The 22,205-nt window shown below is 74.7% G+C and carries 22 protein-coding genes; 18 read left to right on the top strand and 4 right to left on the bottom strand.

The window, feature by feature from the left end:
- Positions 1-88: 88 nt before the first annotated feature.
- Together H6H00_RS29630 and H6H00_RS29625 are read left to right on the top strand one after the other, a co-directional pair.
- Positions 89-3,112: a bifunctional [glutamine synthetase] adenylyltransferase/[glutamine synthetase]-adenylyl-L-tyrosine phosphorylase gene (locus H6H00_RS29630; protein ID WP_185722878.1), complete on the top strand. Its 3,024-nt coding sequence runs from the start codon at positions 89-91 to the stop codon at positions 3,110-3,112.
- A 4-nt stretch (positions 3,113-3,116) separates the two neighbouring features.
- The gene (locus H6H00_RS29625; RefSeq protein WP_185718906.1) at positions 3,117-3,752 is read left to right on the top strand and encodes a LysE family translocator; all 636 of its coding nucleotides are present in this window, start codon (positions 3,117-3,119) and stop codon (positions 3,750-3,752) included.
- A 12-nt stretch (positions 3,753-3,764) separates the two neighbouring features.
- Here H6H00_RS29625 and H6H00_RS29620 read toward each other — a convergent pair whose 3' ends face one another.
- The gene (locus H6H00_RS29620) at positions 3,765-4,649 is read right to left on the bottom strand and encodes a helix-turn-helix domain-containing protein (RefSeq protein ID WP_185718905.1); all 885 of its coding nucleotides are present in this window, start codon (positions 4,647-4,649) and stop codon (positions 3,765-3,767) included.
- A gap of 60 nt (positions 4,650-4,709) precedes the next feature.
- Here H6H00_RS29620 and H6H00_RS29615 point away from each other — a divergent pair, with 60 nt between their 5' ends.
- The 4 genes from H6H00_RS29615 to H6H00_RS29600 are packed head-to-tail and all read left to right on the top strand — an operon-like array spanning position 4,710 to position 7,211.
- Positions 4,710-5,408, top strand: coding sequence for a M50 family metallopeptidase (locus H6H00_RS29615; protein ID WP_185718904.1), 699 nt, complete (start codon positions 4,710-4,712; stop codon positions 5,406-5,408).
- 17 nt (positions 5,409-5,425) lie between these two features.
- The gene (locus tag H6H00_RS29610) at positions 5,426-5,845 is read left to right on the top strand and encodes a nitroreductase family deazaflavin-dependent oxidoreductase (protein ID WP_185722877.1); all 420 of its coding nucleotides are present in this window, start codon (positions 5,426-5,428) and stop codon (positions 5,843-5,845) included.
- Entirely contained in the window at positions 5,842-6,279 is a 438-nt protein-coding gene (locus H6H00_RS29605; protein WP_185718903.1) for a GlcG/HbpS family heme-binding protein, read from the top strand. The genes H6H00_RS29610 and H6H00_RS29605 overlap by 4 nt, the downstream gene beginning before the upstream one ends.
- Positions 6,276-7,211: an EamA family transporter gene (locus H6H00_RS29600; RefSeq protein ID WP_185722876.1), complete on the top strand. Its 936-nt coding sequence runs from the start codon at positions 6,276-6,278 to the stop codon at positions 7,209-7,211. The genes H6H00_RS29605 and H6H00_RS29600 overlap by 4 nt, the downstream gene beginning before the upstream one ends.
- Positions 7,212-7,279: 68 nt before the next feature.
- On the opposite strand, the gene H6H00_RS29595 is transcribed toward H6H00_RS29600, so the two are convergent.
- Complete coding sequence (locus H6H00_RS29595) at positions 7,280-7,747, bottom strand: DnaJ family domain-containing protein (RefSeq protein ID WP_185718902.1); 468 nt, start codon at positions 7,745-7,747, stop codon at positions 7,280-7,282.
- Positions 7,748-7,946: 199 nt separating this feature from the next.
- Here H6H00_RS29595 and H6H00_RS29590 point away from each other — a divergent pair, with 199 nt between their 5' ends.
- The 6 genes from H6H00_RS29590 to H6H00_RS29565 are packed head-to-tail and all read left to right on the top strand — an operon-like array spanning position 7,947 to position 14,453.
- The gene (locus H6H00_RS29590; protein WP_255425441.1) at positions 7,947-10,316 is read left to right on the top strand and encodes a xanthine dehydrogenase family protein molybdopterin-binding subunit; all 2,370 of its coding nucleotides are present in this window, start codon (positions 7,947-7,949) and stop codon (positions 10,314-10,316) included.
- A 3-nt stretch (positions 10,317-10,319) separates the two neighbouring features.
- A complete protein-coding gene (locus tag H6H00_RS29585; protein ID WP_185718900.1) occupies positions 10,320-11,039 on the top strand; it encodes a LamB/YcsF family protein in 720 nt (239 codons plus the stop codon).
- 9 nt (positions 11,040-11,048) lie between these two features.
- Positions 11,049-11,291, top strand: a complete 243-nt coding sequence (locus H6H00_RS29580) for an acetyl-CoA carboxylase (RefSeq protein WP_185718899.1) — start codon at positions 11,049-11,051, stop codon at positions 11,289-11,291.
- Positions 11,288-12,622, top strand: coding sequence for an acetyl-CoA carboxylase biotin carboxylase subunit (locus tag H6H00_RS29575; protein WP_185718898.1), 1,335 nt, complete (start codon positions 11,288-11,290; stop codon positions 12,620-12,622). Before H6H00_RS29580 ends, H6H00_RS29575 begins: the two co-directional genes overlap by 4 nt.
- On the top strand, positions 12,619-13,491 hold the full coding sequence (locus tag H6H00_RS29570; RefSeq protein WP_185718897.1) for a 5-oxoprolinase subunit B family protein: 873 nt from the start codon (positions 12,619-12,621) through the stop codon (positions 13,489-13,491). Before H6H00_RS29575 ends, H6H00_RS29570 begins: the two co-directional genes overlap by 4 nt.
- Entirely contained in the window at positions 13,488-14,453 is a 966-nt protein-coding gene (locus H6H00_RS29565; RefSeq protein WP_185718896.1) for a 5-oxoprolinase subunit C family protein, read from the top strand. The genes H6H00_RS29570 and H6H00_RS29565 overlap by 4 nt, the downstream gene beginning before the upstream one ends.
- A 25-nt stretch (positions 14,454-14,478) precedes the next feature.
- Here H6H00_RS29565 and H6H00_RS29560 read toward each other — a convergent pair whose 3' ends face one another.
- Positions 14,479-15,495, bottom strand: a complete 1,017-nt coding sequence (locus H6H00_RS29560) for an isopenicillin N synthase family dioxygenase (protein ID WP_185718895.1) — start codon at positions 15,493-15,495, stop codon at positions 14,479-14,481.
- 231 nt (positions 15,496-15,726) lie between these two features.
- On the opposite strand from H6H00_RS29560, the gene H6H00_RS29555 reads away from it, so the two are divergent.
- Positions 15,727-16,002 (top strand): GlsB/YeaQ/YmgE family stress response membrane protein, encoded by a 276-nt coding sequence (locus H6H00_RS29555; protein WP_185718894.1) that lies wholly within the window; start codon positions 15,727-15,729, stop codon positions 16,000-16,002.
- Positions 16,003-16,004: 2 nt separating this feature from the next.
- Here H6H00_RS29555 and H6H00_RS29550 read toward each other — a convergent pair whose 3' ends face one another.
- Positions 16,005-17,432: an amidohydrolase family protein gene (locus tag H6H00_RS29550; RefSeq protein WP_185718893.1), complete on the bottom strand. Its 1,428-nt coding sequence runs from the start codon at positions 17,430-17,432 to the stop codon at positions 16,005-16,007.
- 140 nt (positions 17,433-17,572) lie between these two features.
- Here H6H00_RS29550 and H6H00_RS29545 point away from each other — a divergent pair, with 140 nt between their 5' ends.
- The 5 genes from H6H00_RS29545 (at position 17,573) to H6H00_RS29525 (ending at position 22,203) form a co-directional block, all read left to right on the top strand.
- Positions 17,573-18,373, top strand: coding sequence for an IclR family transcriptional regulator domain-containing protein (locus tag H6H00_RS29545; RefSeq protein ID WP_185718892.1), 801 nt, complete (start codon positions 17,573-17,575; stop codon positions 18,371-18,373).
- Positions 18,374-18,453: 80 nt separating this feature from the next.
- Entirely contained in the window at positions 18,454-19,599 is a 1,146-nt protein-coding gene (locus tag H6H00_RS29540; RefSeq protein ID WP_185718891.1) for a CaiB/BaiF CoA transferase family protein, read from the top strand.
- Positions 19,592-20,371, top strand: coding sequence for a citryl-CoA lyase (locus H6H00_RS29535; protein ID WP_185718890.1), 780 nt, complete (start codon positions 19,592-19,594; stop codon positions 20,369-20,371). Before H6H00_RS29540 ends, H6H00_RS29535 begins: the two co-directional genes overlap by 8 nt.
- An 18-nt stretch (positions 20,372-20,389) precedes the next feature.
- Entirely contained in the window at positions 20,390-21,247 is an 858-nt protein-coding gene (locus tag H6H00_RS29530; RefSeq protein WP_185718889.1) for a dioxygenase family protein, read from the top strand.
- Positions 21,244-22,203 (top strand): quinone oxidoreductase family protein, encoded by a 960-nt coding sequence (locus H6H00_RS29525; RefSeq protein ID WP_185718888.1) that lies wholly within the window; start codon positions 21,244-21,246, stop codon positions 22,201-22,203. The genes H6H00_RS29530 and H6H00_RS29525 overlap by 4 nt, the downstream gene beginning before the upstream one ends.
- Positions 22,204-22,205 lie beyond the last annotated feature (2 nt).

Genomic DNA, 22,205 nt, shown 5'->3' with positions numbered 1-22,205 from the left:
CAGCATGGCCACCTTCACGCAACGAGGTGGCGTGAAGGTGGCCATGCTGCAATCCGGGCCGGGCGCCGAGGGACCCCCGTGAGGCAGGATCAGGTCCGTGACGCGCACCGGCACCTCCCTCGCCCGGCTGGGGCTCACCGAGGCCTGGGCCGAGGCCACCCTCGGCGAGCTGGGATGGTGGGCGGGTGACCGGCCGGTGGCGGGGGCCGAGCCCGTCATGTGGTCGCTGGCGCGCAGCCCCGACCCGGACCTCGCGCTGCGCTCGGCCGAGCGGCTCGTGGCCGCGCTCACCGACCGCCCCGCCTTCGACGCCGCCCTGCGCGCCGACGCCGCCCTGCGCGGGCGGCTGTTCGGGCTGCTCGGCAGCTCCACCGCGCTCGGCGACCACCTCATCACCCACCCCGACCGCTGGCACCGGCTCGTCGGCGGCACCGGCCCCGACCCGGCCGGGTACAGCGCCGCGCTGCTCACCGCCGTCGGGGCCGACCCGGACGCCCCGCCCGCGGGCTGCTCCGACGGCGGCCGCGCGACCCTGACCGGCCCCGCCGCGATCGAGGCCCTGCGCACCGCCTACCGCGACGAGCTGCTGGTGCTCGCCGCGGCCGACCTCGCCGCGGTGGGGGAGCCCGAGCTCCCCGTGCTGGAGGTCGACGAGGTCGCCGCGCACCTGTCCGACCTCGCCGCCGCCGCGCTGCAGGCGGCCATCGCCGTCGCCGCGGCCGAGGCGTTCCCGAACAGCGGCGACGCGGGCGAGGGGCGCCTGGCCGTCATCGCGATGGGCAAGTGCGGCGGCCACGAGCTCAACTACGTCAGCGACGTCGACGTGGTGTTCGTCGCGGAGCCCGCTGACGCGCGCGCGTCGAAGCTCGCCGCCCGGATGATGCGGGTGGCGGGGGAGGCGTGCTTCGAGGTCGACGCCAACCTGCGCCCGGAGGGCCGCAACGGCGAGCTGGTCCGCACCCTCGACGGGCACGTGTCCTACTACCGCCGCTGGGCCAAGACCTGGGAGTTCCAGGCGCTGCTCAAGGCCCGCCCGATCGCGGGCGACCCCGAGCTGGGCGCGGCCTACCTCGACGCCGTCGCGCCGATGGTGTGGAGCGCCGCGGAGCGCGACGACTTCGTCGCCGACGTGCAGGCCATGCGGCGACGCGTGGAGGACCACGTCAAGCCCGAGATCGCCGAGCGCGAGCTGAAGCTGGGCCGGGGCGGGCTGCGCGACGTCGAGTTCGCCGTCCAGCTGCTCCAGCTCGTGCACGGGCGCACCGACGAGGCGCTGCGCTCGCCGTGCACGCTGGAGGCGCTGGCCGCCCTGTCCGACGGCGGGTACGTCGCCCGCGACGACGGCGCCAACCTCGCCGCGTCCTACCGCTTCCTGCGCCTGCTGGAGCACCGGCTGCAGCTGCAGAAGCTGCGCCGCACCCACCTGCTGCCCGCCGCCGACGACACCGACGCCCTGCGCTGGCTGGCCCGCGCCGCGCGGCTGCGCCCGGACGGCCGCCGCGACGTCGTCGGGGTGCTGCTCGCGGAGTGGACCCGCAACGCCCGCCGGGTGCGGCGGCTGCACGAGAAGCTGTTCTACCGCCCGCTGCTGACGGCGGTGTCGCGGCTGCCCGCCGACACCGCGCGGCTGTCGGAGCCCGCGGCGAAGGCGCGCCTCGCGGCGCTGGGCTGGGCGTCGCCGGAGGGGGCGCTGGGCCACCTGCGGGCGCTCACCGCGGGCGTCTCGCGCGCCGCGTCGATCCAGCACACGCTGCTGCCGGTGCTGCTGGAGGAGCTCTCCGGGAGCCCCGACCCCGACCGCGGGCTGCTGGCCTACCGCCGCGTCTCCGAGGCGCTCGCCGCCACCCCGTGGTACCTGCGCCTGCTGCGCGACGAAGGGCTCGTCGTCTCCCGGTTGATGAAGCTGCTGGGCACCTCGGCGCTGGTCCCGGACCTGCTGGTGCGCGCCCCGGAGGTGCTGCGGCTGCTCGCGGCTCCCTCGGCGGGCCGGGCCGACGAGCTCACCCGCGACCCCGCCGAGGTCGCGGCGTCGCTGCGCACCGCGGTGGCGCGCCAGCAGGACCCCGACACCGCCGCGGCCACCGCCCGCTCGACGCGCCGCCACGAGATGCTCCGCGTCGCCTGCGCCGACCTGCTCGGCGAGCTCGACACCGAGCAGGTCTGCGCCGCCCTGTCGAGCGTGTGGGTCGCGGTGCTGGAGGCCACGCTCGCGTCGGTGCAGCGGGCGCTGGGCCCGACCGACCGTCCCGCCCGGATCGCCGTGATCGGCATGGGCCGCCTCGGCGGGGCCGAGCTGGGCTACGGCAGCGACGCCGACGTGCTGTTCGTGTGCGAGCCCGTCGACGGGGCGAGCGACCAGGAGGCCGTCAAGTACGCCACGACCGTCGCGGAGACCGTGCGGCGCCGGCTCGGGGCGCCCAGCCCGGACCCGGCGCTGGTCGTCGACGCCGACCTGCGCCCCGAGGGCCGCTCCGGGCCGCTGGTGCGCACGCTCGCCTCCTACGCCGCGTACTACGCGCGCTGGTCGGAGCAGTGGGAGGCGCAGGCGCTGCTGCGGGCCCGACCGATCGCGGGCGACGCGGGGCTGGGGCGCCGGTTCGTCGAGCTGATCGACCCGATCCGGTACCCGGCCGACGGGCTGTCCGACGCCGCGGTCACCGAGATCCGCCGGATCAAGTCCCGTGTCGACGCCGAGCGGCTGCCGCGCGGCGCCGACCGCAGCCTGCACACCAAGCTCGGGCTCGGCGGGCTCGCCGACGTCGAGTGGACGGTGCAGCTGCTGCAGCTCCAGCACGCCGGCGACCTGCCCGAGCTGCGCACCACCTCGACCCTGGAGGGCCTGCGCGAGGCCGGGGAGGCCGGGCTGCTCACCCCGGAGGACGTCGCCGAGCTGGCGGCCGGGTGGACCACCGCCACGCGGGCCCGCAACGCGGTGATGCTGGTGCGCGGCAAGCCCGGCGACCAGCTCCCGCGCTCCGGCCGCGAGCTGGCCGCCGTGGCCGCCGCGCTCGGGTACCCGGCCGGGGGCGACTCCGGGGTCTTCCTCGACGACTACCGCCGGGTCACCCGCCGTACGCGCGCGGTGGTCGAGCGCGTCTTCTACGGGTGGTGAGCGGGTGCCGTCGGTCGAGACCCTCGTGACGTTCGCGCTGGCCGGGATCGTGCTCGTGGTGATCCCCGGGCCCAGCGTGCTGTTCATCGTCGGCCGTGCGCTGGCCCACGGCAGGCGGGCTGCCCTGACCAGCGTCGCCGGCAACACGACGGGTGCCGCGCTCGTCGTCGTGGTGGTGGCGCTGGGGTTCGGGGCGGTGGCGGCGCAGTCGCTCGCGGTGTTCACCGTCCTCAAGCTCGCCGGTGCCGCCTACCTGGTCCACCTCGGCGTGCAGACGTTCCGGCACCGCGGCGACCTCGCCGCCGCGCTGGGCGGCGCGCCCGGCGCGGTCGACCGGCGGTTGTACTGGCAGGGCGTGGTCGTCGGTGCCACCAACCCGAAGGTGCTGATCTTCTTCGCCGCGGTGCTGCCCCAGTTCGTCGACGTCCGCGCGGGCGACGCCACCACGCAGATGCTGGTGCTCGGGCTGCTGTTCGCGGTGCTCGCGGCCGGACTCGACTCGCTGTGGGGCCTCGCCGCCGGCACGGCCCGCGACTGGTTCGCCACCTCTCCGGCCCGCCTGCGGCGCCTGGGTGGGACGGGCGGCCTGACCCTGATCGTGATGGGGGTCGGCCTGGCGGTCAGCGGCCGCAGGGACTGACCCCCGGCCGCGTCAGGGGTGGGCGCGCAGGGCGGCGGCCAGCCACTCGAACGCCGGGATCCGCGGCGGGAACGGGTCCCAGCCGTTGAGGACGCCGAGCAGGGTCCAGTAGCGCTCGACGCGGCGGTCGGCGAAGGTGTCGATCACCGCGGCCTGCGCGGCCCGGTCGGAGCCCGGCGGGGAGATCCGGTCGACGACGGCACGGGCGTCGGGGGAGTCCGGGGCGGTCCCGGCGGCCAGTGCGGCTCCCGCGTGCTCGGCCACCAGCGCCGGGTCGACGGCCTCCGGTCGCTCCGCGGCGGACCCCGCGACGGTCATCTCCCGCACCCTGGCCAGGAACGCGGGGTCGCCGACCAGCTCGGCCAGCTCCACCCAGGCCTCCACCTGCTCGGTGCTCGGGTCGTCGGGCAGCTCGGCGGGCAGGGTGCGCATGGCGTCGGCGATCCCGGCGCCCGGGGAGCCGGGGTCGGTGCCGGCGAACGCGGCGTCGACGAACCCGTCGATCATCCGGCGGCGCTCGGCCGCGGAGAGTCGGGCGAGGTCGTTCATCAGTGCGGCCTTCCGGGGTGAGGGGGCCCCGCGGGCGAGCAGCGTGCACACGGCGCGCTGGGTCCGCAGGACGCGGATGCGGTCGTCGATGGCGCGGACGTGCTCGGCGGCCACGTCCTCGACGCTGCGGCGGCGGTCGAGCACCAGCCGCACCTCGTCGAGGCCCATGCCCAGCTCGCGCAGCGTCCGGACCAGGTCGAGCCGGGCGACGGCCCGGCTGTCGTAGCGGCGGTAGCCGCCGCGGGACCGGTCGGTCTCGGGCAGCACGCCCTCGTCGGACCAGAACCGGATCGTGCGCACCGGCACGCCCGACCGGGCGGCGAGCTGCCCGATGGTCAGCTTCGTCATGCGGGAGAGCCTGGACCCTCCACCCGCTGGAAGGTCAACCCGGTTCGGCAGGATGGCGCCATGGAGCTGATCGACGAGGCCACCGCGGTCGTCACGCGGCTGATCGACGAGCGGCCGACCGTGCTCCTCGCACTGGTGCTCGCGCTGGTCGCGGTGCTGTGGTCGACCTCGTGGCGGTGGACCCGCACGGTGGTGACGATCGCGCACGAGGGCGGGCACGCCATCACCGCCGTGCTGGCCGGGCGCGGGCTCACCGGCATCCGCCTGCACCCCGACACCTCGGGCCTCACCGTGTCCACCGGCGCCCCGGCCGGGCCGGGTCTGGTGTTCACCTTCCTCGGCGGCTACCCGGCGCCGGGGCTGCTCGGGCTGGGCGGGGCGGTCCTGGTGGCCGCCGACCGCGCCGAGTGGGCGCTGTGGATCGCGCTGGTGCTGCTCGCGGCCACGCTCGTGCACGTGCGCAACCTCTTCGGGGTGCTCTCGGTGGTCGCCACCGGAGCCCTCGTCGCGGTCGTCTCCTTCGCCGGCAGCCCGCGCCTGCAGGACGGGTTCGCCGCCGCGCTGTGCTGGTTCCTGCTCTTCGGCGGCCTGCGCGCGGTGCGGGAGCTGCAGCGCGGCCGTCGGCGCGGCCGCCGCGGCTCCTCCGACGCCGACATGCTGGCCCGGCTGACGGGCGTCGCGGGCGGAATGTGGGCGGGCCTGTTCTGGTTGATCTCCGGCGTGGCGGTGATCACCGCGGCATGGGTGCTACTGGGATGAGGTGCGGCGTGAGCGACATGAACGACTGGAACGCGAAGATCATCGAGGAGTTCCGGGCCAACGAGGGGCGCGTCGGCGGCCCGTTCGAGGGCGCGGACATGATCCTCGTGCACCACGTCGGGGCGAAGAGCGGCACCGAGCGCGTGTCGCCCCTCGTGCACTTCCCGCAGGGTGACGGCCGCACGGTCATCGTCGCGTCGAAGGCGGGTGCGCCGACCAACCCCGACTGGTACCACAACGTCAAGGCCAACCCGCGGTTCGCGGTCGAGGTGGGCACCGAGACCTACCCCGTCGAGGCCACCGAGATCGTCGGCGACGAGCGCGCCGCGGTCTGGGAGGCGATCAAGGCCAAGAGCCCCGGCTTCGCCGAGTACGAGCGCAAGACCGACCGCACGATCCCCCTGATCGTCCTGGCCCGCCTAGACTCCGCCGCGTGACGATCACCCTCGACCAGGCCCGCACCATCGTCGACGCCGCGCTCGCGCACGGCACCGAGGCGGGCTTCAAGCCGCTGACGGTGGCGGTGCTCGACCCGGGCGGCGCGCTCGTGGCGCTCGCCCGCCAGGACGGCTCCGGCTTCCTGCGCCCCGACCTGGCCACGGCCAAGGCGTCCGGGGTGCTGGCACTGGGCATGACCAACCGCGCGATCTCCGCCCGCGTCGCCGACGACTCGGACTTCTTCACCACCCTCGCGACGCTGACCGGCGGCAAGGTCGTGGCGGCGCCGGGGGGCGTGTTCGTGCACGACGCCGGCGGGGCACTGCTCGGCGCCGTCGGCGTCACCGGCGACGCCTCGGCCAACGACGAGGCCGCGGCGCTCGCCGGCATCGCGGCCGCCGGGCTGGTGGGCCGCACCGGGGCGGAGGACTGACCCTCCCGGGCAGGGCCGGCGCGGGTCTCGGGCTCGCGCTGGTCTCGGCGGTCTCCTTCGGGCTCTCCGGCCCGTTCGCCGGCGCGCTGACGTCCGCGGGCTGGTCGGCCTCCGGTGCGGTGCTGGTGCGCCTGGCCGGGGCGGCGGCGATCCTGCTGGTCCTGCTCGCCGTCACCCGACCCGGGGTGCTCGCCGCGATCCGCGCCGACGGCCCCGCCCTGCTGCTCTACGGCGTGCTCGCCATGGCCGGGGTGCAGCTGGCGTTCTTCAGCGCGCTGCAGTACCTGCCCGTGGCGATCGCGCTGCTGCTGGAGTACCTCGGCCCGGTCCTGGTCATCGGCTGGGTGTGGCTGGTCCGCCGGTCGCCGCCGGGGCCGCGGACGGTGCTGGGGGCGGGGATCGCGGTCGTCGGCCTCGCGCTGGTCGTCCAGGTCTGGTCGGGTGCGGCCCTGCGCGTCGAGGGGCTGGTCTGGGGCCTGGTGGCCGCCGTGTGCCAGGCCGCGTACTTCCTCGTCGCCGACCGCGCGAGCAGCGCCACCCCGCCGCTCGTGCTCGCGGGCGTCGGCATGACGGTCGGCGCCGTCCTGATCGGGCTGCTCGGCCTGGTCGGGGTGCTGCCGGTGCTCGTCGACCCGTCGGTCACGGGGGTGGTCCTGGCCGGGGTCGACGTCGGGTGGCCGGTGGCGGCGGGGCTGCTCGTCGTCGTCTCGACGGTGATCGCCTACCTGACCGGGGTGGCCGCGCTGCGCCGGATCGGGGCGACGCGCGGCTCGCTCGTCGCGCTGCTGGAGGTGCTGGTCTCCGCGGTCGCGTCCTGGCTGCTGCTCGGTCAGCTGCTCACGCCCGTGCAGGCGCTGGGCGGGGCGCTGATCCTCGCCGGGGTCGCGCTGACGAACACCGCGCGGCCGGCGGCGCTGGCGGAGCCGGTCTGATCGCAGCATGGCCACCTTCACGCAACGGGATGGCGTGAGGGTGGCCATGCTGCAATCGGGGGAGCCTGTCACCCGCCCCGCCGCCACCACCTGCTCTTCGGTGCTGCGGGCGGTGGGGTCGCCGGGGCCGGGGGTGCCGTCCGGTCGGCCGCCCACCGCGCGACGGCCGCGTCGACGTCGACCTTGTGCACCGGGACGCGGGGGCCGCTGGGGTAGCGCAGGTGCTCCGCGACCCGCCGGTTGACCTCGCGGACGTGCTCGCGGACGGCGGCCTCGGTGCGCAGCGCCGCGAGCGTCGCGGGCAGCCGGTCGAGCTCCTTGCGCAGCTGCACCGACGGCGGCAGCAGCAGATCCCGGGAGATCCCCTCGCGGTCGAGGTAGCGGCGCAGCCACCAGTCCTCGGACGGGTCGTCGAGGTGCGGGAGGGGCTTGCCCTTGCCGGGCAGGTCGTCGAACGCCCCGCGCTCCGCGGCCTCCCGGATCGCCCGGTCGACCGCCGATTCGTACGGACGGTCCCCGTCCCGCACCTGCGCCATGCCGTCCGAGGCTAGCGTCCGCAGCGGCGTGGTGCCACGACGATCCGCGCCGCGGGCACGGTTCCGTCCCACGATCCGGCCGGTGATCTTCCGGGTGATCGGACTATTCCGGACATCCCCCCGGGCCGCTAGCGTCGGGGACCACCCGAACCGCCACCGCGCCCCACCCGTCAGCAGCCTCGCCGAGGGAGCCGCACACGTGACCGCGACCACCGAGAAGTCCACCGAGAAGTTCGTCGGTCAGAGCATCCTGCGGCGCGAGGACGCCGCGCTGATCACGGGGCAGGGCACGTTCACCGACGGCATCGCGATGCCCGGTGCCCTGCACCTGGCCGTCCTGCGCAGCCCGCTCGCCCACGCCCGGATCACCTCGATCGACCTCACCGCCGCGCTCGCCCTCCCCGGCGTCGTCGCCGCGTTCACCGGCGCCGACCTGGCCTCGGAGTTCGCGATCGGGCTGCCCTGCGGCTGGCCGGTCACCGAGGACATCAAGATCCCCGAGCACCCGCCGCTGGCCGTCGACGAGGTCAACCACGTCGGCGACGGCGTGGCGGTCGTGCTCGCCACGGACGCGGCGACCGCGGAGGACGCGCTCGGCCTGGTCGAGGTCGACTACGAGGCGCTGCCGGCCGTGTTCGACGTGGAGGCCGCGCTGGAGCCGGGCGCCCCGCTCGTCCACGAGGCGCTGGGCACCAACCACTGCTACACGTGGCCTCTGGCCACCGGTGACGTCGACGCGGCGTTCGCCGAGGCCGACGTCGTCGTCGAGGGCCGCTACCTGCAGCAGCGCGTGCTGCCCTCGCCGATGGAGCCGCGCGCGGTCCTCGTCAGCCCCGACCCGGTCGGCGGCGGGTTCACGATCTACTCCTCCACGCAGGTGCCGCACTTCCTCCGCGACATCGGCGCGATGGTCGTCGGCATGCCCGACTCGAAGCTGCGGGTGATCGCCCCCGACGTCGGCGGCGGGTTCGGGGCCAAGCTCAACGTCTACGCCGAGGAGGCGCTGGCCCTCGCGCTCGCTCGGCGGCTCAAGAAGCCGGTGCGGTGGAACGAGACCCGCTCGGACCACCACATCGCCACCACCCACGGCCGCGGCCAGGTGCAGAAGATGGCGGTGGCGGCCACCCGCGAGGGCAAGATCCTCGGGATGAAGGTGGAGCTGCTCGCCGACATGGGCGCCTACCTGCAGCTGCTCACCCCGGGCATCGCGGTGTTCGGGGCGTTCACCTACTGCGGGCTCTACGACTTCGGGTCCTACTCCTTCGACTGCAAGGGCGTGTTCACCAACCTCACCCCGACCGACGCCTACCGCGGCGCCGGGCGGTCCGAGGCGGCCTACGCCCACGAGCGGATCATGGACGACCTGGCGCGCGAGCTGGGCATGGACGCGGCCGAGGTGCGGCTGATCAACCTGCACCCGAAGTTCCTCGAGCCGCGCACCGTCCCCTCCGGCGTCCTGTACGACTCGGGCGACTACGAGCCGTGCATGCGCGAGGCCATGCGCCTGGTCGACTACGACGCCGTCCGCGCCGAGCAGGAGCAGCGCCGGGCGTCCGGCGACCCGGTGCAGATCGGCATCGGCATCGGCAACTTCACCGAGAGCGGCGGGCTCTCGCCGTCGAAGGTGGCGGCGGGCGTACGGCTGCAGAGCGGCGGCTGGGAGGCCGCGACGGTCCGGATGCTGGTCAGCGGCAAGGTCGAGGTCGTCACGGGCACCTCGCCGCACGGGCAGGGCCACGAGACGGCGTGGTCGCAGATCGCGGCCGACGCCCTCGGCGTGCACCCCGACGACGTCGAGGTGCTGCACTCCGACACCGCCATCGCCCCGTTCGGCCGCGACACCTACGGCTCGCGCAGCCTCCCCGTCGGCGGGGTGTCGGTGCACCTGGCCGCGCACAAGGTCGTCGACAAGGCGAAGACGATCGCCGCGCACCTGCTGGAGGCCTCCGAGGACGACCTGTCGTTCGAGAACGGGCGGTTCGCCGTCGGCGGCACCGACGCGGGCATCACGATCCAGGAGGTGGCGATGGCCGCCTACCTGGCCGACAACCTGCCCGAGGGCATGGAGCCGCTGCTCACCGCGGAGAACGCGTTCGACCCGCCCAACTTCACATGGCCCTTCGGCACGCACATCTGCGTGATGGAGGTCGACACCGAGACCGGGTTCTCGAAGATCCGCCGGTTCGTCGCGGTCGACGACTGCGGGCACGTCGTCAACCCGGAGATCGTGGCAGGCCAGCTGCACGGCGGCATCGCGCAGGGGATCGGGCAGGCCATGTTCGAGGAGGCCACGTTCGACGCCGACGGCAACCCGACCACGGCCACCCTCGCCGACTACCAGTTCGCCGCGGCCTCGGACCTGCCGCACATCGAGCTCGGCAGTACGGTCACGCCGTCGCCGACGAACCCGATGGGCGTCAAGGGCATCGGGGAGTCGGGGGCGATCGGCTCGTCGCCCGCCGTGGTGAACGCCGTGATCGACGCGGTGGCCCACCTCGGGGTGACGCACATCGACATGCCCACCACGCCGCAGCGGGTGTGGCGGGCCATCCAGGAGGCGCGGGGATAAGTCATGGTCGACATCAACTGCGACATGGGCGAGGCGTTCTCGATCTACCGCTGCGGCGACGACGAGGGGCTGATGCCGCTGATCACGCTGGCCAACGTGGCGTGCGGGTTCCACGCCTCGGACCCGTCGGTGATGGCGTCGACGGTGAAGCTGGCCAAGGCCAACGGGGTGCGGGTCGGGGCGCACCCGTCGCTGCCCGACCGCGAGGGCTTCGGCCGCCGCGAGATGAAGATGGACCGCTCCGAGCTCACCGCGGCCGTGCTCTACCAGGTGGGGGCGCTGGCGGCGTTCCTGCGCGCGGAGGGCATGGAGCTCAACCACGTCAAGGCGCACGGCTCGCTCTACGGCATGGCCGCCCGCGACGAGGAGGTGGCCGGCGCGATCGCCGACGCCGCCGACGTGTTCGGCGTGCCGCTGATGGGCATGGCCGGCACCGTGCACGAGCAGGTCTGGGGCTCCCGCGACGCGGGGTTCATCTCCGAGTACTACGCCGACCTCGACTACCGCCCCGACGGCTCGCTGATCATCACCCGCACGCACGCCGCGTTCGACCCGGAGCGGTCGGCGGAGCGCGCGGTGCGGGCGGTCACCGACGGCGTCGCCACCGCCGTCGACGGCTCGGAGATCCCGGTCCGCGCCGACTGCGTCTGCGTGCACTCCGACACCCCCAACGCGGTCGAGCTGGCCACCGCCGTCCGCTCCGCACTCGCCCCCCACCTGTAGGAGATCCCCATGGCCCGCCACGAGGTCGTCTCGCCCATCCCCGGTGTGTTCTACCGCCGCCCCGACCCGGACAGCCCGCTGTTCACCGACGCCGGGGAGACCGTCGGCGCCGACGACCCGGTCGGCCTGGTCGAGGTCATGAAGTCCTTCCACGAGGTGCCGGCCGGCGCGGCGGGCACCGTGGTGGAGTTCCTGGTCGAGAACGAGTCCGAGGTCGACGCGGGGCAGGCCGTGGCGGTGATCGAGGCGTGAGGCGGCTGCTCGTCGCCAACCGCGGCGAGATCGCCGTCCGGATCGTCCGCGCCGCCCGCGACCTCGGCATCGAGACCGTGGCGGTGCACAGCGACGCCGACGTCGACGCGCCGCACGTGCGCCTCGCCGACCGGGCCGTGCGCATCGGCCCGGCGCAGGCGGCGAAGAGCTACCTCGTCGTCGACGGCCTGATCGAGGCGGCGAAGGAGTCCGGCGCCGACGCGGTGCACCCCGGCTACGGGTTCCTCTCCGAGCGGGCGTCGTTCGCCGCGGCCGTCGTCGACGCCGGGCTGACGTTCGTCGGCCCCGACGCCGCGACGATCGAGCGGATGGGCGACAAGGTCGCGGCGCGGGAGGTCGCGCGCGACGCGGGCGTGCCGACCGTGCCGGGCACACCGGGCGGGGTGGAGGACGTCGACGCCGCGGTGGCCGCCGCGGACGAGGTCGGCTACCCGGTGATGCTCAAGGCCGCCGCGGGCGGCGGCGGGCGCGGCATCCGGGTCGTCGAGGACGAGGCGGGGCTCCGGAAGGGGTTCCCGCAGGCGTCGCGCGAGGCGTCCACCGCGTTCGGCGACGGCCGCATGTACCTGGAGCGGTTCGTCCGCCGGGCCCGGCACGTCGAGGTGCAGGTCCTCGGCGACGGGGAGTCGGCGGTGCACCTGTTCGAGCGCGAGTGCTCGCTGCAGCGCCGCAGGCAGAAGGTCGTGGAGGAGGCCACCGCCCCCGGGATCGGTGACGACGTGCGCGCGGCGATGACCGAGGCCGCGGTGCGGCTGGCCACCGAGTGCGGCTACCGCAGCGCGGGCACCGTCGAGTTCCTCGTCGACGACGAGACCGGCGAGTACTTCTTCATCGAGATGAACACCCGCATCCAGGTGGAGCACCCGACGACCGAGCTCGTCACGGGCGTCGACCTGGTGGCCGAGCAGCTGCGGATCGCCGCGGGGGAGCCGCTGCGGCTCGCCCAGGACGACATCGCGGCGCGCGGGCACGCGATCGAGTTCCGGATCTGCGCCGAGGACCCCGACAAGGGGTTCCTGCCGCAGCCCGGGAAGGTCGGGCGGGTGCACCTCCCGGCCGGGCCGTGGGTGCGCAGCGACACCTGGCTGGAGCCCGACTCGGCCGTCTCGCCGTACTACGACTCGCTGCTGGCCAAGGTCATCGTGTGGGGCGCCGACCGCGACGAGGCGATCCGCCGCTCGCGCCGCGCGCTGGCCGAGCTGGAGGTCGAGGGGGTGCCGACGACGACGTCGATGCACCGCGCACTGCTGGACGAGCCGTGGTTCGCCGCGGGGGAGTTCCACACCGGAACGCTGGAGGAGTGGCTATGAGCGCGCGCTACAGCTGGGGCGGCGACGAGTTCGTCTTCGTCGAGCTCGCCGAGGAGATGAGCCTGCAAGCCAACTTCCGGGCGATGGCGATCACGAACGCCCTGCGCGAGCAGCGCCCCGACGGGCTGGTCGACATCTGTCCGGCCAACGCCTCCTACCAGGTGCGCTACGACCCCGACGTGCTCGACCCGCACACCCTGATGGCGCAGCTCCAGGCGCTGGAGGAGCAGGTGGGCGACGCGTCCGACGTCGCGCTGCCCACCCGCGTCCTGGAGATCCCGGTGCTCTACCGCGACCCGTGGACCACCGAGACCCTCATGCGGTTCCGCGACCGCCACCAGGACCCCGACGGCACCGACATCTCCTACGCCGCGCGCATCAACGGCTACGCCTCCGAGGACGAGTTCATCGCCGCGCACTCCGGGTCGCCGTGGTTCACCTCGATGGTCGGCTTCGTCGCGGGCCTGCCGTTCAAGTACCAGATGGTGCCCCGGGACCGGCAGATCGTCGTGCCGAAGTACCTGCGCCCGCGCACCGACACCCCGAAGCAGACCGTCGGCTACGGCGGCTGCTTCTCCTGCATCTACTCCGTCCGCGGTGCCGGCGGGTACCAGATGTTCGGCATCACCCCCGCGCCGATCTACGACCCCACGCAGTCGCTCCCGGACTTCACCGACTTCATGGTGTTCTTCCGCCCCGGCGACATCGTGAAGTTCCGGCCGATCGACCGCGACGAGTACGACGCCCGGCTGGCCGAGGTGGAGGCGGGCACGTTCCGCATCCGGCAGGCGCCGGTGGAGTTCGCGCTGGCCCCGTTCCTCGACGACCCCGACGGCTACAACGCCCGCCTGCTGGAGGTGCTCGCATGACGATCGAGGTGCGCAAGCCCGGTCTGTCGACCACGGTGCAGGACGCCGGCCGCACCGGCTACTACGACCTGGGCATCCCGCCGTCGGGCGCGCTCGACCAGTACTCGCTGCGCGCGGCCAACCTGCTCGTCGGCAACGCCGAGGGCGACGCCGTGCTCGAGTGCGTCTACATGGGCCCGGAGCTGGTGTTCTCCGAGGCCGCGGTCGTCGCCGTGACGGGCGCGGCGATGGTGCCGAAGGTCAACGGGGAGGAGCGCCCGCAGTGGGAGTCCTTCGCCGTCGACGCCGGGGACGTGCTGTCCTTCGCCTACCTCACCGGCGGCGCGCGGGCCTACGTCGCGGTCTCCGGCGGCGTCGACGTGCCGGTGGTGCTGGGCAGCCGCTCCACCTACGGGCTCGGCGCGCTGGGCGGGTTCTCCGGCCGTCCGCTGGCCGCGGGCGATGTGCTCCCCGTCGGCTCCGGGTCCGGGTCGGCCGGGCGCTCGGTGCCCGAGGACCTGCGGACGACGTACTCCAAGGACGTCGAGGTCCGCGTGATGATGGGCCTCTACGACCACCGCCTCACCGCGGGCGGTCGCGCGACGTTCCTGGACACCACCTGGAAGCTCACGCCGGTCGCCGACCGCATCGGCTTCCGCTACTCCGGCGCCGAGCTGGAGACCGTCGACCGGGAGCCGCCGTTCGGGGCGGGGCAGGACCCGTCCAACATCGTCGACGCCCCGTACCCGATCGGCTCGATCCAGGTGCCGGGCAGCGTCGAGCCGATCGTGCTGCACCGCGACGCGGTGTCCGGCGGCGGCTACATGATGGTGGCGACGGTCCTGTCCGGCGACCTCGACGTGGTGGCGCAGTCGGCCCCCGGCACCCGCACCCGGTTCGTGGAGGTCGACCTCGACGGCGCCCTCGCCCTGCGCGCCGAGCGCCGGGCGCGCGACGCGCGGCTGCGGGAGGCGCTGGGCTGACCCGGCCGGGCGGCCCGCGGGCCGGTCAGCGTCCCAGCGCCCCCACCAGGTCCGGGTGGTGCCGCGCCGCCACCTCGGGGTGGGAGCGGAACCAGCCCTTCAGGGCGTTGTCGCCGAACCGGGGGAGCAGGGCGTTGTGCTCGGTCTCGGTGACGCCCGGCGCCTCGGCCGCGAGCGCGGGCGGCAGGGGGACCGGCTCCAGCACGGCGTCCAGGCGCGGGGACCAGAAGAACCCGACCGACTGACGCGTACCGCCCGGCGCGCACGGCAGCACCCGGTGCACGGTGGCGGCGAGGTAGCCGTGCGTGGCGACCTCCAGCATCTCCCCGACGTTGACGACGAGCGCGCCGGGCAGCGGCGGCACGTCCACCCACTCCCGCGTCCGCGGCAGGCGCGCCTGCAGCCCGCCCGTGCCGTCCTGGAGCAGCAGCGTGAGGAAGCCCCAGTCGGCGTGCGGGCCGACGCCCTGGGCGTCCCCGGCCCCGCCGACGTAGCGGATGACCTTGCCGAACCAGTGCGGGTCACCGGCGAACAGCGCGTCGAAGTGGTCCTCGGCCAGCCCGAGGGACGCGGCGAGCGCGCGGGTCAGCTCGGCGCCGACGCCGCTGAGCAGGTCGGTCCACGCGAGCACCGCGGGCCGCAGCTCCGGCAGCGCGTCCGGCCACTGGTTGGGGCCCTCCAGCAGCCGGAACGGCGCGTCCCACGACCCGGCCGGGCGCACCGGCTGCTCGGGGGCGAAGTCGAGCTGCTCGCGCGCGTCCGGGTGGCCCGCGGTGATCTCGTGGCCCAGGCGGGTGTAGCCGCGGAAGTGCGGCGAGCGCCGGTTGTCCAGCGCGAGCCGGTCGGCGAGCGGCAGGGCGAAGAACCGGTCGCACGCCGCGGCGAGCGCGTCGACCTGACCCGGTGCGGCCCCGTAGCCGGTGAGCTGCAGGAACCCGACCTCGTGCAGCGCGCGGCGCAGCTCGTCGAGGAAGCCGGGGGCGAACCGGCCGTCGGGTCCGCGGGATCCGGCGAGCGACAGGACGGGGATCGGGTCGGCCATGGGTCCAGTCTGGACGCCGCCGTAACGCCCGGGCAACGGCGGACGACTCCACCGTCGGCAGCTTCGCGCGTCGCTGGGGAGCGGACGCGCCACCCGCACGGCCCCGGGGTCACCGGTGACCCCGGGGCCGTCGCACGTCCGGGTCGGGTGTGTGCGCCGGGCCGGGTTCAGCGGTACAACGGAGGCGGCACGTGATCACGCGTGCCGTCGTCACGACCGAGGAGCCGGGCAGTGGGAGTCATCGGAACCATCATCGGGTGGATCGTCTTCGGCCTGATCGCCGGCTTCATCGCCCGTGCGATCGTGCCCGGGAAGGACCACATCGGCATCGCGCGCACGATCGCGGTCGGCGTGGTCGGCTCGATCCTCGGCGGGATCGTCTTCGGCCTGCTCACGGGCGGCTTCCGCGGCTTCCAGCCCGCCGGCTGGATCGGCTCGATCATCGGTGCGGTGATCGTGCTGGTGGTCTACAACCGCGTCACCGGCCGCAAGCAGAACCGCCTGTAGCGCTACTGCCCGTGGGTCCCGGCGCTCCGGTAGTCGGTGTAGGTGTAGGGGTTGTCCAGCACCTTCGTCTCCGGGATGTCGGGGTTCATGCCCTGCTGCCAGGCGTCCTCGCCCATCGTGGAGCGCAGGTGCTCCACCGTCCGCTCGACGGTGCGCCGCACCGCGGACAGGTCGACGTCGACGAGCCGGCCGTCGCGCTTCACGACGCGGCCGTTCACCAGCACCGTGTGCACGTCGGCGCGCTGCGCCTGGAACGCGACGTGCCCGTGCGGGTTGAGCAGCGGGAACGACACGGGGGAGTGCTCGTTCCTGATCAGCACGAGGTCGGCCTTCTTGCCCACCTCGACGCTGCCCAGCTCCGACTCGCGGCCCAGCGCCGCCGCCCCGCCGCGGGTGGCCCACTCCACGACCTGGTCGGCGCGCAGCGACGAGTGCGTGACGGTGTCGCCCGCCGCGTGCGCCTCCAGGTGCTCGCGCGAGCGGTCGGCGCCCAGCGTGCTGCGCATCGCGGAGAACAGGTCACCGCTCCACCACACGCTGGTGTCCATCGACAGCGACACCGGGATGCCGTGCGCGCGCAGCGCCCACGTGGGCGGGTAGCCCTGGCCCGCGCTCTGCTCGCTCTCGGTCGACACCGACACGGAGCCGCCGGTGGCCGCGATGCGGTGGTAGGAGTCGGCCGACAGCGTGGCCGCGTGCACGTACACCGTCTCCGGGGTCATGAACCCGTGGTCGTGCATCAGCTTGATGCCGTCGTCGTTGGTGGCGCCCCAGACCCCGGCGTGCGTGCTGACGGGCACGCCGAGCTCGCGGGCGACCTCGAACGCGGGCTTCTCCGGGAACGTCGGGTCGCCGGTGACGTCGAAGGCGAGCTGGAAGCCGAGCAGGTCCGAGCCCGAGCCGCGGCGGGACACGAAGTCGCGGAACTCCGGGGTGGCCGTCCAGTTCGCGGGGGCGTCCTGGATGTTGCCGTAGGCGAGGACGAACCGGGCGGGCACCGCCTCCAGCGCGTCGACGGCGGCGTCGGCGTGGTCGGTGGTCTGCAGCCCGTGCGACCAGTCGACGGTGGTGGTGACGCCCGCGTCGAGCGCCTCCCAGGCCCCGAGCAGGTTGCCCGCGTGCACGTCCTCCGGGCGGAAGATCTTGCCCCACTCCAGGTAGTACCAGACGAAGTACTGGGTGAGCGTCCAGTCGGCGCCGTAGCCGCGCATGGCCGTCTGCCACATGTGCCGGTGGGTGTCGATCATGCCGGGCATGACGACGCCGCCGGTCGCGTCGATCTCCTCGGTGCCCGCGGGCACCTCCAGGTCCGGGCCGATCGCGGCGATGACGTCGCCGACGACCAGCACGTCGTGCCCGGGCAGCACGGTGCGCCCGGCGTCGACGGTCAGGACGGTGCCGCCCCGCAGGACCACCGGACGCTCGCTCATCGCGGTCTCTCCTCCATCTGCGTACACTCGTCCGTCTGACGGACAAGTGGGTTCGGGCTGACTGTCGCGCAGGTCGGCGTCGCTGTCAATCCGGTCGGTTACCCTGCGCAGGACCGGCCGCGTCGAGAGGGGACCGTGCGATGCCACGCGAAGGCGCGGGTCCCGACTTCATCGAGGCGCTGGCCCGTGGCCTGGAGGTGATCGCGGCCTTCGGGCCCGACCGGCCGTCGATGTCGCTCGCCGAGGTCGCCGCGGCCACCGGCCTCGCGCGCCCCACGGCCCGGCGGATCCTCATCACGCTCGACGAGCTCGGCTACGTCCGCAGCGAGGGCCGCGGCTACGCGCTCACGCCGCGGGTGCTCGACCTCGGCGTCGCCTACGTCCGGTCGCAGGGGCTGTGGGAGGTCGCCCGGCCGCACATGGAGAAGCTGGGCGCGCGCACGAACGAGTCGGTCTCCATCGCGCAGCTCGACGGCTCCGACATCGTCTACGTCGCCCGGGTGTCGGTCCCCAAGATCGTGTCGCTGGCGGTGCAGATCGGGACCCGGTTCCCGGCCCTGCCGACGTCGCTGGGCAAGGTCCAGCTCGCCGCGCTGCCCGTCGACGAGCTGGAGGCGGTGCTGGCCCAGCCCACCCGCTCCGGGCTGACGGCCCGCTGGCGGCCCGACCGCGCCGAGCGCGACGCCGCGCTGCGCGAGGTCAGGGCGCGGGGCTGGGCGCTGACCGACGAGCAGCTGACGCTCGGCATCCGGTCGGTCGCGGCCCCGCTGCGCGACGGGTCCGGGCGGGTCATCGCCGGGCTCAACGTCAACTGCCACGCCGCCGAGACCACGGTCGACCACCTGCTGGGGCACCACCTCCCGCTGCTGCTGCAGGCCGCAGGCGAGATCAGCGCCGACTTCGCGCGGGTGCAGGACGTGCCGCACGTCGCGGTGTCCTGACCCGACTTGACCTCCGCGGGGGCCGGGCGCAGACTCGCGTCCGGGCGGACAGGTGTCCGCTCGACGGACGAGGAGGGTGCATGACGGGACCGCTGTCGGGGGTGCTGGTCGCCGACCTCTCCCGCGTCCTCGCCGGGCCGTACGCCACGATGCTGCTGGCGGACCTGGGCGCCGAGGTCGTGAAGGTCGAGAGCCCCCAGGGCGACGAGACGCGCACCTGGATGCCGCCCGTCCGCGAGGAGACCTCCACGTACTACCTGGGGGTCAACCGCGGGAAGCGGTCGATCGCGCTCGACCTGCGCGACGACGCCGACGCCGCCGTGGCCCGCGAGCTGGCCCGCCGCGCCGACGTCGTGATCGAGAACTTCAAGCCGGGCGGGCTCGCGAAGTACGGCCTGGACTACGAGTCCGTCCGCGCCGCGGACCCCCGCACCGTCTACGCCTCGATCAGCGGCTTCGGGTCCGGCACGGGCGCGCACGTGCCCGGCTACGACCTCATGGTGCAGGCGATCTCCGGCCTGATGAGCCTCACCGGCTCCCCGGACGGGCCGCCGTACCGCGCGGGCATCTCGGTGTTCGACGTGATGGCGGGCAACCACGCCGTCATCGGCATCCTCGCCGCCCTGCGCCACCGCGACGCGACCGGCGAGGGCCAGCACGTCGAGGTCAACCTGCTGTCCTCGGCGCTGACCGGGCTGGTCAACCACAGCTCGGCCTACGTCGCGGGCGGGGTGGTGCCGACCCGCATGGGCAACGCACACCCCAGCGTCTTCCCCTACGAGCCGCTGCCCACCGCCGACGACGACCTCATCGTCGCCGCGGCCAACGACGGCCAGTTCCGGCGGCTGTGCGACGTGCTGGGGATCCCCGGGGTCGCCGACGACCCGCGCTTCGCGCGCAACGCCGACCGGACGGCGAACCGGGAGGAGCTGCGTCCCCTGCTGGAGGAGCGGCTCGCCACCCGCGGGGCCGTCGAGTGGTTCGAGGCGCTCACCGCCGTCGGCGTGCCGTGCGGGCCGATCCAGAGCATCGACGGCGGGTTCGCGATGGCCGAGCGGTTCGGCCTCGACCCGGTCGTCGAGGTGGGGGAGGGTGACCGCGCCGTGCCGACGACCCGGCACCCGATCCGGTTCTCGGCGACCCCAGCGTCCTACCGGCTCCCCCCGCCGGAGCTCGACGAGCACGGGGCCGAACTGCGGAAGTGGCTGGGAGAGCCGGATGCCTGAGTACCCGACCGCGCTGGGCGCCTCCAGCCGCGAGACGATCACCCTCCTCGGCCACGACCTCGCCGGCGACGTCATGGGGAAGGTCGGGTTCGGCGAGCTGGCGTTCTGGCTGGCCACCCAGCGCCGGCCCACCTCCGGCGAGACGCGCGTGTTCGAGGCCGTGCTCGCCGCGCTCGCCGACCACGGCTTCACCCCGACCGCGATCGTCACCCGGCTCACCTACCTCTCCGCGCCCGACTCCGTGCAGGGCGCGCTCGCCGCGGGCCTGCTCGGTGGCGGGTCGCGGTTCCTGGGCGTCACCGAGGACTGCGGACGCTTCCTGCACGCGCACCTGCCCGCCGACCTGCCGACCGACGACGCCGGCTGGGACGCCGTCGCGCTCGAGGTGGTGCGCGCCCAGCGCGAGGCGCAGCGGTTCGTCCCCGGCCTGGGCCATCACGTGCACAAGGACGGCGACCCCCGCACCCCGCGGCTGTTCGCCATCGCCGCCGAGGAGGGCCTGTACGGGCCCCACCTGTCGCTGTTCGCCGCGATCGGGCGGGTGCACCCGCAGGTCCTCGGAAAGACGCTGCCCCTCAACGGCGCAGGCGTCTGCGGCGCCGCGCTCGCCGACCTCGGGCTCCCGCTGGAGCTGCTGCGCGGGTTCGCGCTGCTCGCCCGCACCGCGGGCCTGATCGGGCAGCTCGCCGAGGAGCTGCGCCACCCCGTCGGCAACGACATCTTCCTGTCGGTGGACCTCAACAACCGGTCCGTCGACCCCGACCCGTACTGAAGGACTGAAGGGGAAGCGATGGACGCCGTCACCGAGGACACCGTCACCGACCTCGCCGTGCAGCGCTGGGGCACCGCGCACGACCCGCGCACCGGTGAGGTGCTCACGGCGCTGATCCGGCACCTGCACGACTTCGCCCGTGAGGTCCGGCTCACCGAGGCCGAGTGGATGGCGGCCGTGCAGTGGCTGACGCGGACCGGGCAGATCAGCGACGACAAGCGCGAGGAGTTCATCCTCGCCTCCGACGTGCTCGGGCTGAGCATGCTCGTCGTGCAGCTCAACCACGACCTCGACCCGGGCGCGACCCCCGCGACGGTGCTCGGCCCGTTCCACATCGACGGCTCGCCCGAGCTGGGGTTCGGCGAGGACATGAGCCAGGGCCTGCCCGGGGCGCCGCTCTACCTGTCCGGCACGGTCCGCGCGCTGGACGGCACGCCCGTCGGCGGGGCGGTGCTCGACGTGTGGCAGGCCGACGAGGACGGCGCCTACGAGGCCCAGCTCCCCGTCGACGAGGCCCGGCTGCGCGCGAAGTACACCACCCGGCCCGACGGCTCGTACTGCGTGCGGACCATCGCACCGAAGGGCTACGCGATCCCGATGGACGGCCCGGTCGGCGAGCTCATCGCCCAGACGGCGATCAGCCACTACCGGCCCGCCCACGTGCACGTCCTCGTCGACGTCCCGGGGTTCCACCCGCTGGTCACGCACCTGTTCCGGGAGGGCGCGGAGTACCTCGACAGCGACGTCGTGTTCGGGACCAAGCCGGAGCTGGTCGTCGCGTTCACCGAGCGCGGGCCCGGCCCGACCCCGGACGGCGGCCGCTCCGACGTCGCGTGGCTCGACGCCCGGTTCGACGTCGTGCTGCAGCCCGCGTGATCGCCGCCCGGATCGTCGTCCCGGGGCGGGCCCCCGAGGTCGGCGAGGGCCCGGAACCGGCGGGGGAGGGGCTGGTCGACGTGCTGGCCGCCCCGATCACCCCGCTCGACGTGCTCTGCGCGTCGGGCACGTCGTACTTCGGCACCCCCGCCACGCCGTACGTGCCGGGGGTGCAGGGGGTCGGCACGCTCGCGGGGCCGCTCGGCGACCTCGCCGCGGGTACCGCCGTCTGGTTCGCGACGACCGCGGGCACGGCCCCGGGCGACGGCAGCATGGCGCAGCGGGCCGCGGTGGGCGCCGACGACGTCGTCGCGCTGCCCCCGGGCGTGGACCCGGTGCTCGCCGCCGCGCTGGGCCTGTCCGCGGTGGCCGCGTGGATGTGCCTGACCCGCCGCGGGCGGCTCGCCGCCGGCGAGACGGTGATCGTGCTCGGGGCAGGCGGGATCGTCGGGCAGGCCGCGGTGCAGCTGGCCCGCCTGGCCGGGGCGGGCCGGGTCGTGGCCTGCGCGCGGTCGGCGTCGGCGCTGGAGCTGGCCCGCTCGCGCGGGGCCGACGCCACGGTCCTGCTCGACGGAGGCGACGACCTCGCCGCCCGCCTCGCCGACGCCTCCGGCGGGGCGGACCTGGTGATCGACCCGCTCTCCGGCGACCCGGCCGCGGCCGCGCTGTCGACGCTGCGCCCCGGCGGCCGGCTGGTGAACCTCGGCGGGTCGGCGGCCGAGTCCAGCCCCGTCTCCTCGGCGACGCTGCGCAGCCGCTCGCTCGACGTGCTGGGCTACACCAACGCCTCGCTCGACGCGGCCACCCGCGGCGAGGCCGTGCTGGCGGTGTGCCGCTTCGCCGCGGAGCACCGGCTGACCGTCGGGCACGAGCGGGTGCCGCTCGCCGACGCCACCGACGCCTGGACCCGCCAGTGCGACGGGACCGCCCGCGGCCGGATCGTGCTCGTTCCCTGATG

The organism is Pseudonocardia petroleophila (assembly GCF_014235185.1).
Taxonomy (GTDB): Bacteria; Actinomycetota; Actinomycetes; order Mycobacteriales; family Pseudonocardiaceae; genus Pseudonocardia; species Pseudonocardia petroleophila.
This window is presented reverse-complemented; position numbering and strand designations above follow the sequence as displayed.

Excerpts from the sequence above, each read along its gene's own strand:
- H6H00_RS29620 (WP_185718905.1), bottom strand. The coding sequence starts at position 4,649 with ATGACGAAGCTGACCATCGGGCAGCTCGCCGCCCGGTCGGGCGTGCCG.
- H6H00_RS29615 (WP_185718904.1), top strand. The coding sequence starts at position 4,710 with ATGGAGCTGATCGACGAGGCCACCGCGGTCGTCACGCGGCTGATCGAC.
- H6H00_RS29610 (WP_185722877.1), top strand. The coding sequence starts at position 5,426 with ATGAACGACTGGAACGCGAAGATCATCGAGGAGTTCCGGGCCAACGAG.
- H6H00_RS29595 (WP_185718902.1), bottom strand. The coding sequence starts at position 7,747 with ATGGCGCAGGTGCGGGACGGGGACCGTCCGTACGAATCGGCGGTCGAC.
- H6H00_RS29585 (WP_185718900.1), top strand. The coding sequence starts at position 10,320 with ATGGTCGACATCAACTGCGACATGGGCGAGGCGTTCTCGATCTACCGC.
- H6H00_RS29580 (WP_185718899.1), top strand. The coding sequence starts at position 11,049 with ATGGCCCGCCACGAGGTCGTCTCGCCCATCCCCGGTGTGTTCTACCGC.
- H6H00_RS29570 (WP_185718897.1), top strand. The coding sequence starts at position 12,619 with ATGAGCGCGCGCTACAGCTGGGGCGGCGACGAGTTCGTCTTCGTCGAG.
- H6H00_RS29565 (WP_185718896.1), top strand. The coding sequence starts at position 13,488 with ATGACGATCGAGGTGCGCAAGCCCGGTCTGTCGACCACGGTGCAGGAC.
- H6H00_RS29560 (WP_185718895.1), bottom strand. The coding sequence starts at position 15,495 with ATGGCCGACCCGATCCCCGTCCTGTCGCTCGCCGGATCCCGCGGACCC.
- H6H00_RS29550 (WP_185718893.1), bottom strand. The coding sequence starts at position 17,432 with ATGAGCGAGCGTCCGGTGGTCCTGCGGGGCGGCACCGTCCTGACCGTC.
- H6H00_RS29545 (WP_185718892.1), top strand. The coding sequence starts at position 17,573 with ATGCCACGCGAAGGCGCGGGTCCCGACTTCATCGAGGCGCTGGCCCGT.
- H6H00_RS29540 (WP_185718891.1), top strand. The coding sequence starts at position 18,454 with ATGACGGGACCGCTGTCGGGGGTGCTGGTCGCCGACCTCTCCCGCGTC.
- H6H00_RS29535 (WP_185718890.1), top strand. The coding sequence starts at position 19,592 with ATGCCTGAGTACCCGACCGCGCTGGGCGCCTCCAGCCGCGAGACGATC.
- H6H00_RS29530 (WP_185718889.1), top strand. The coding sequence starts at position 20,390 with ATGGACGCCGTCACCGAGGACACCGTCACCGACCTCGCCGTGCAGCGC.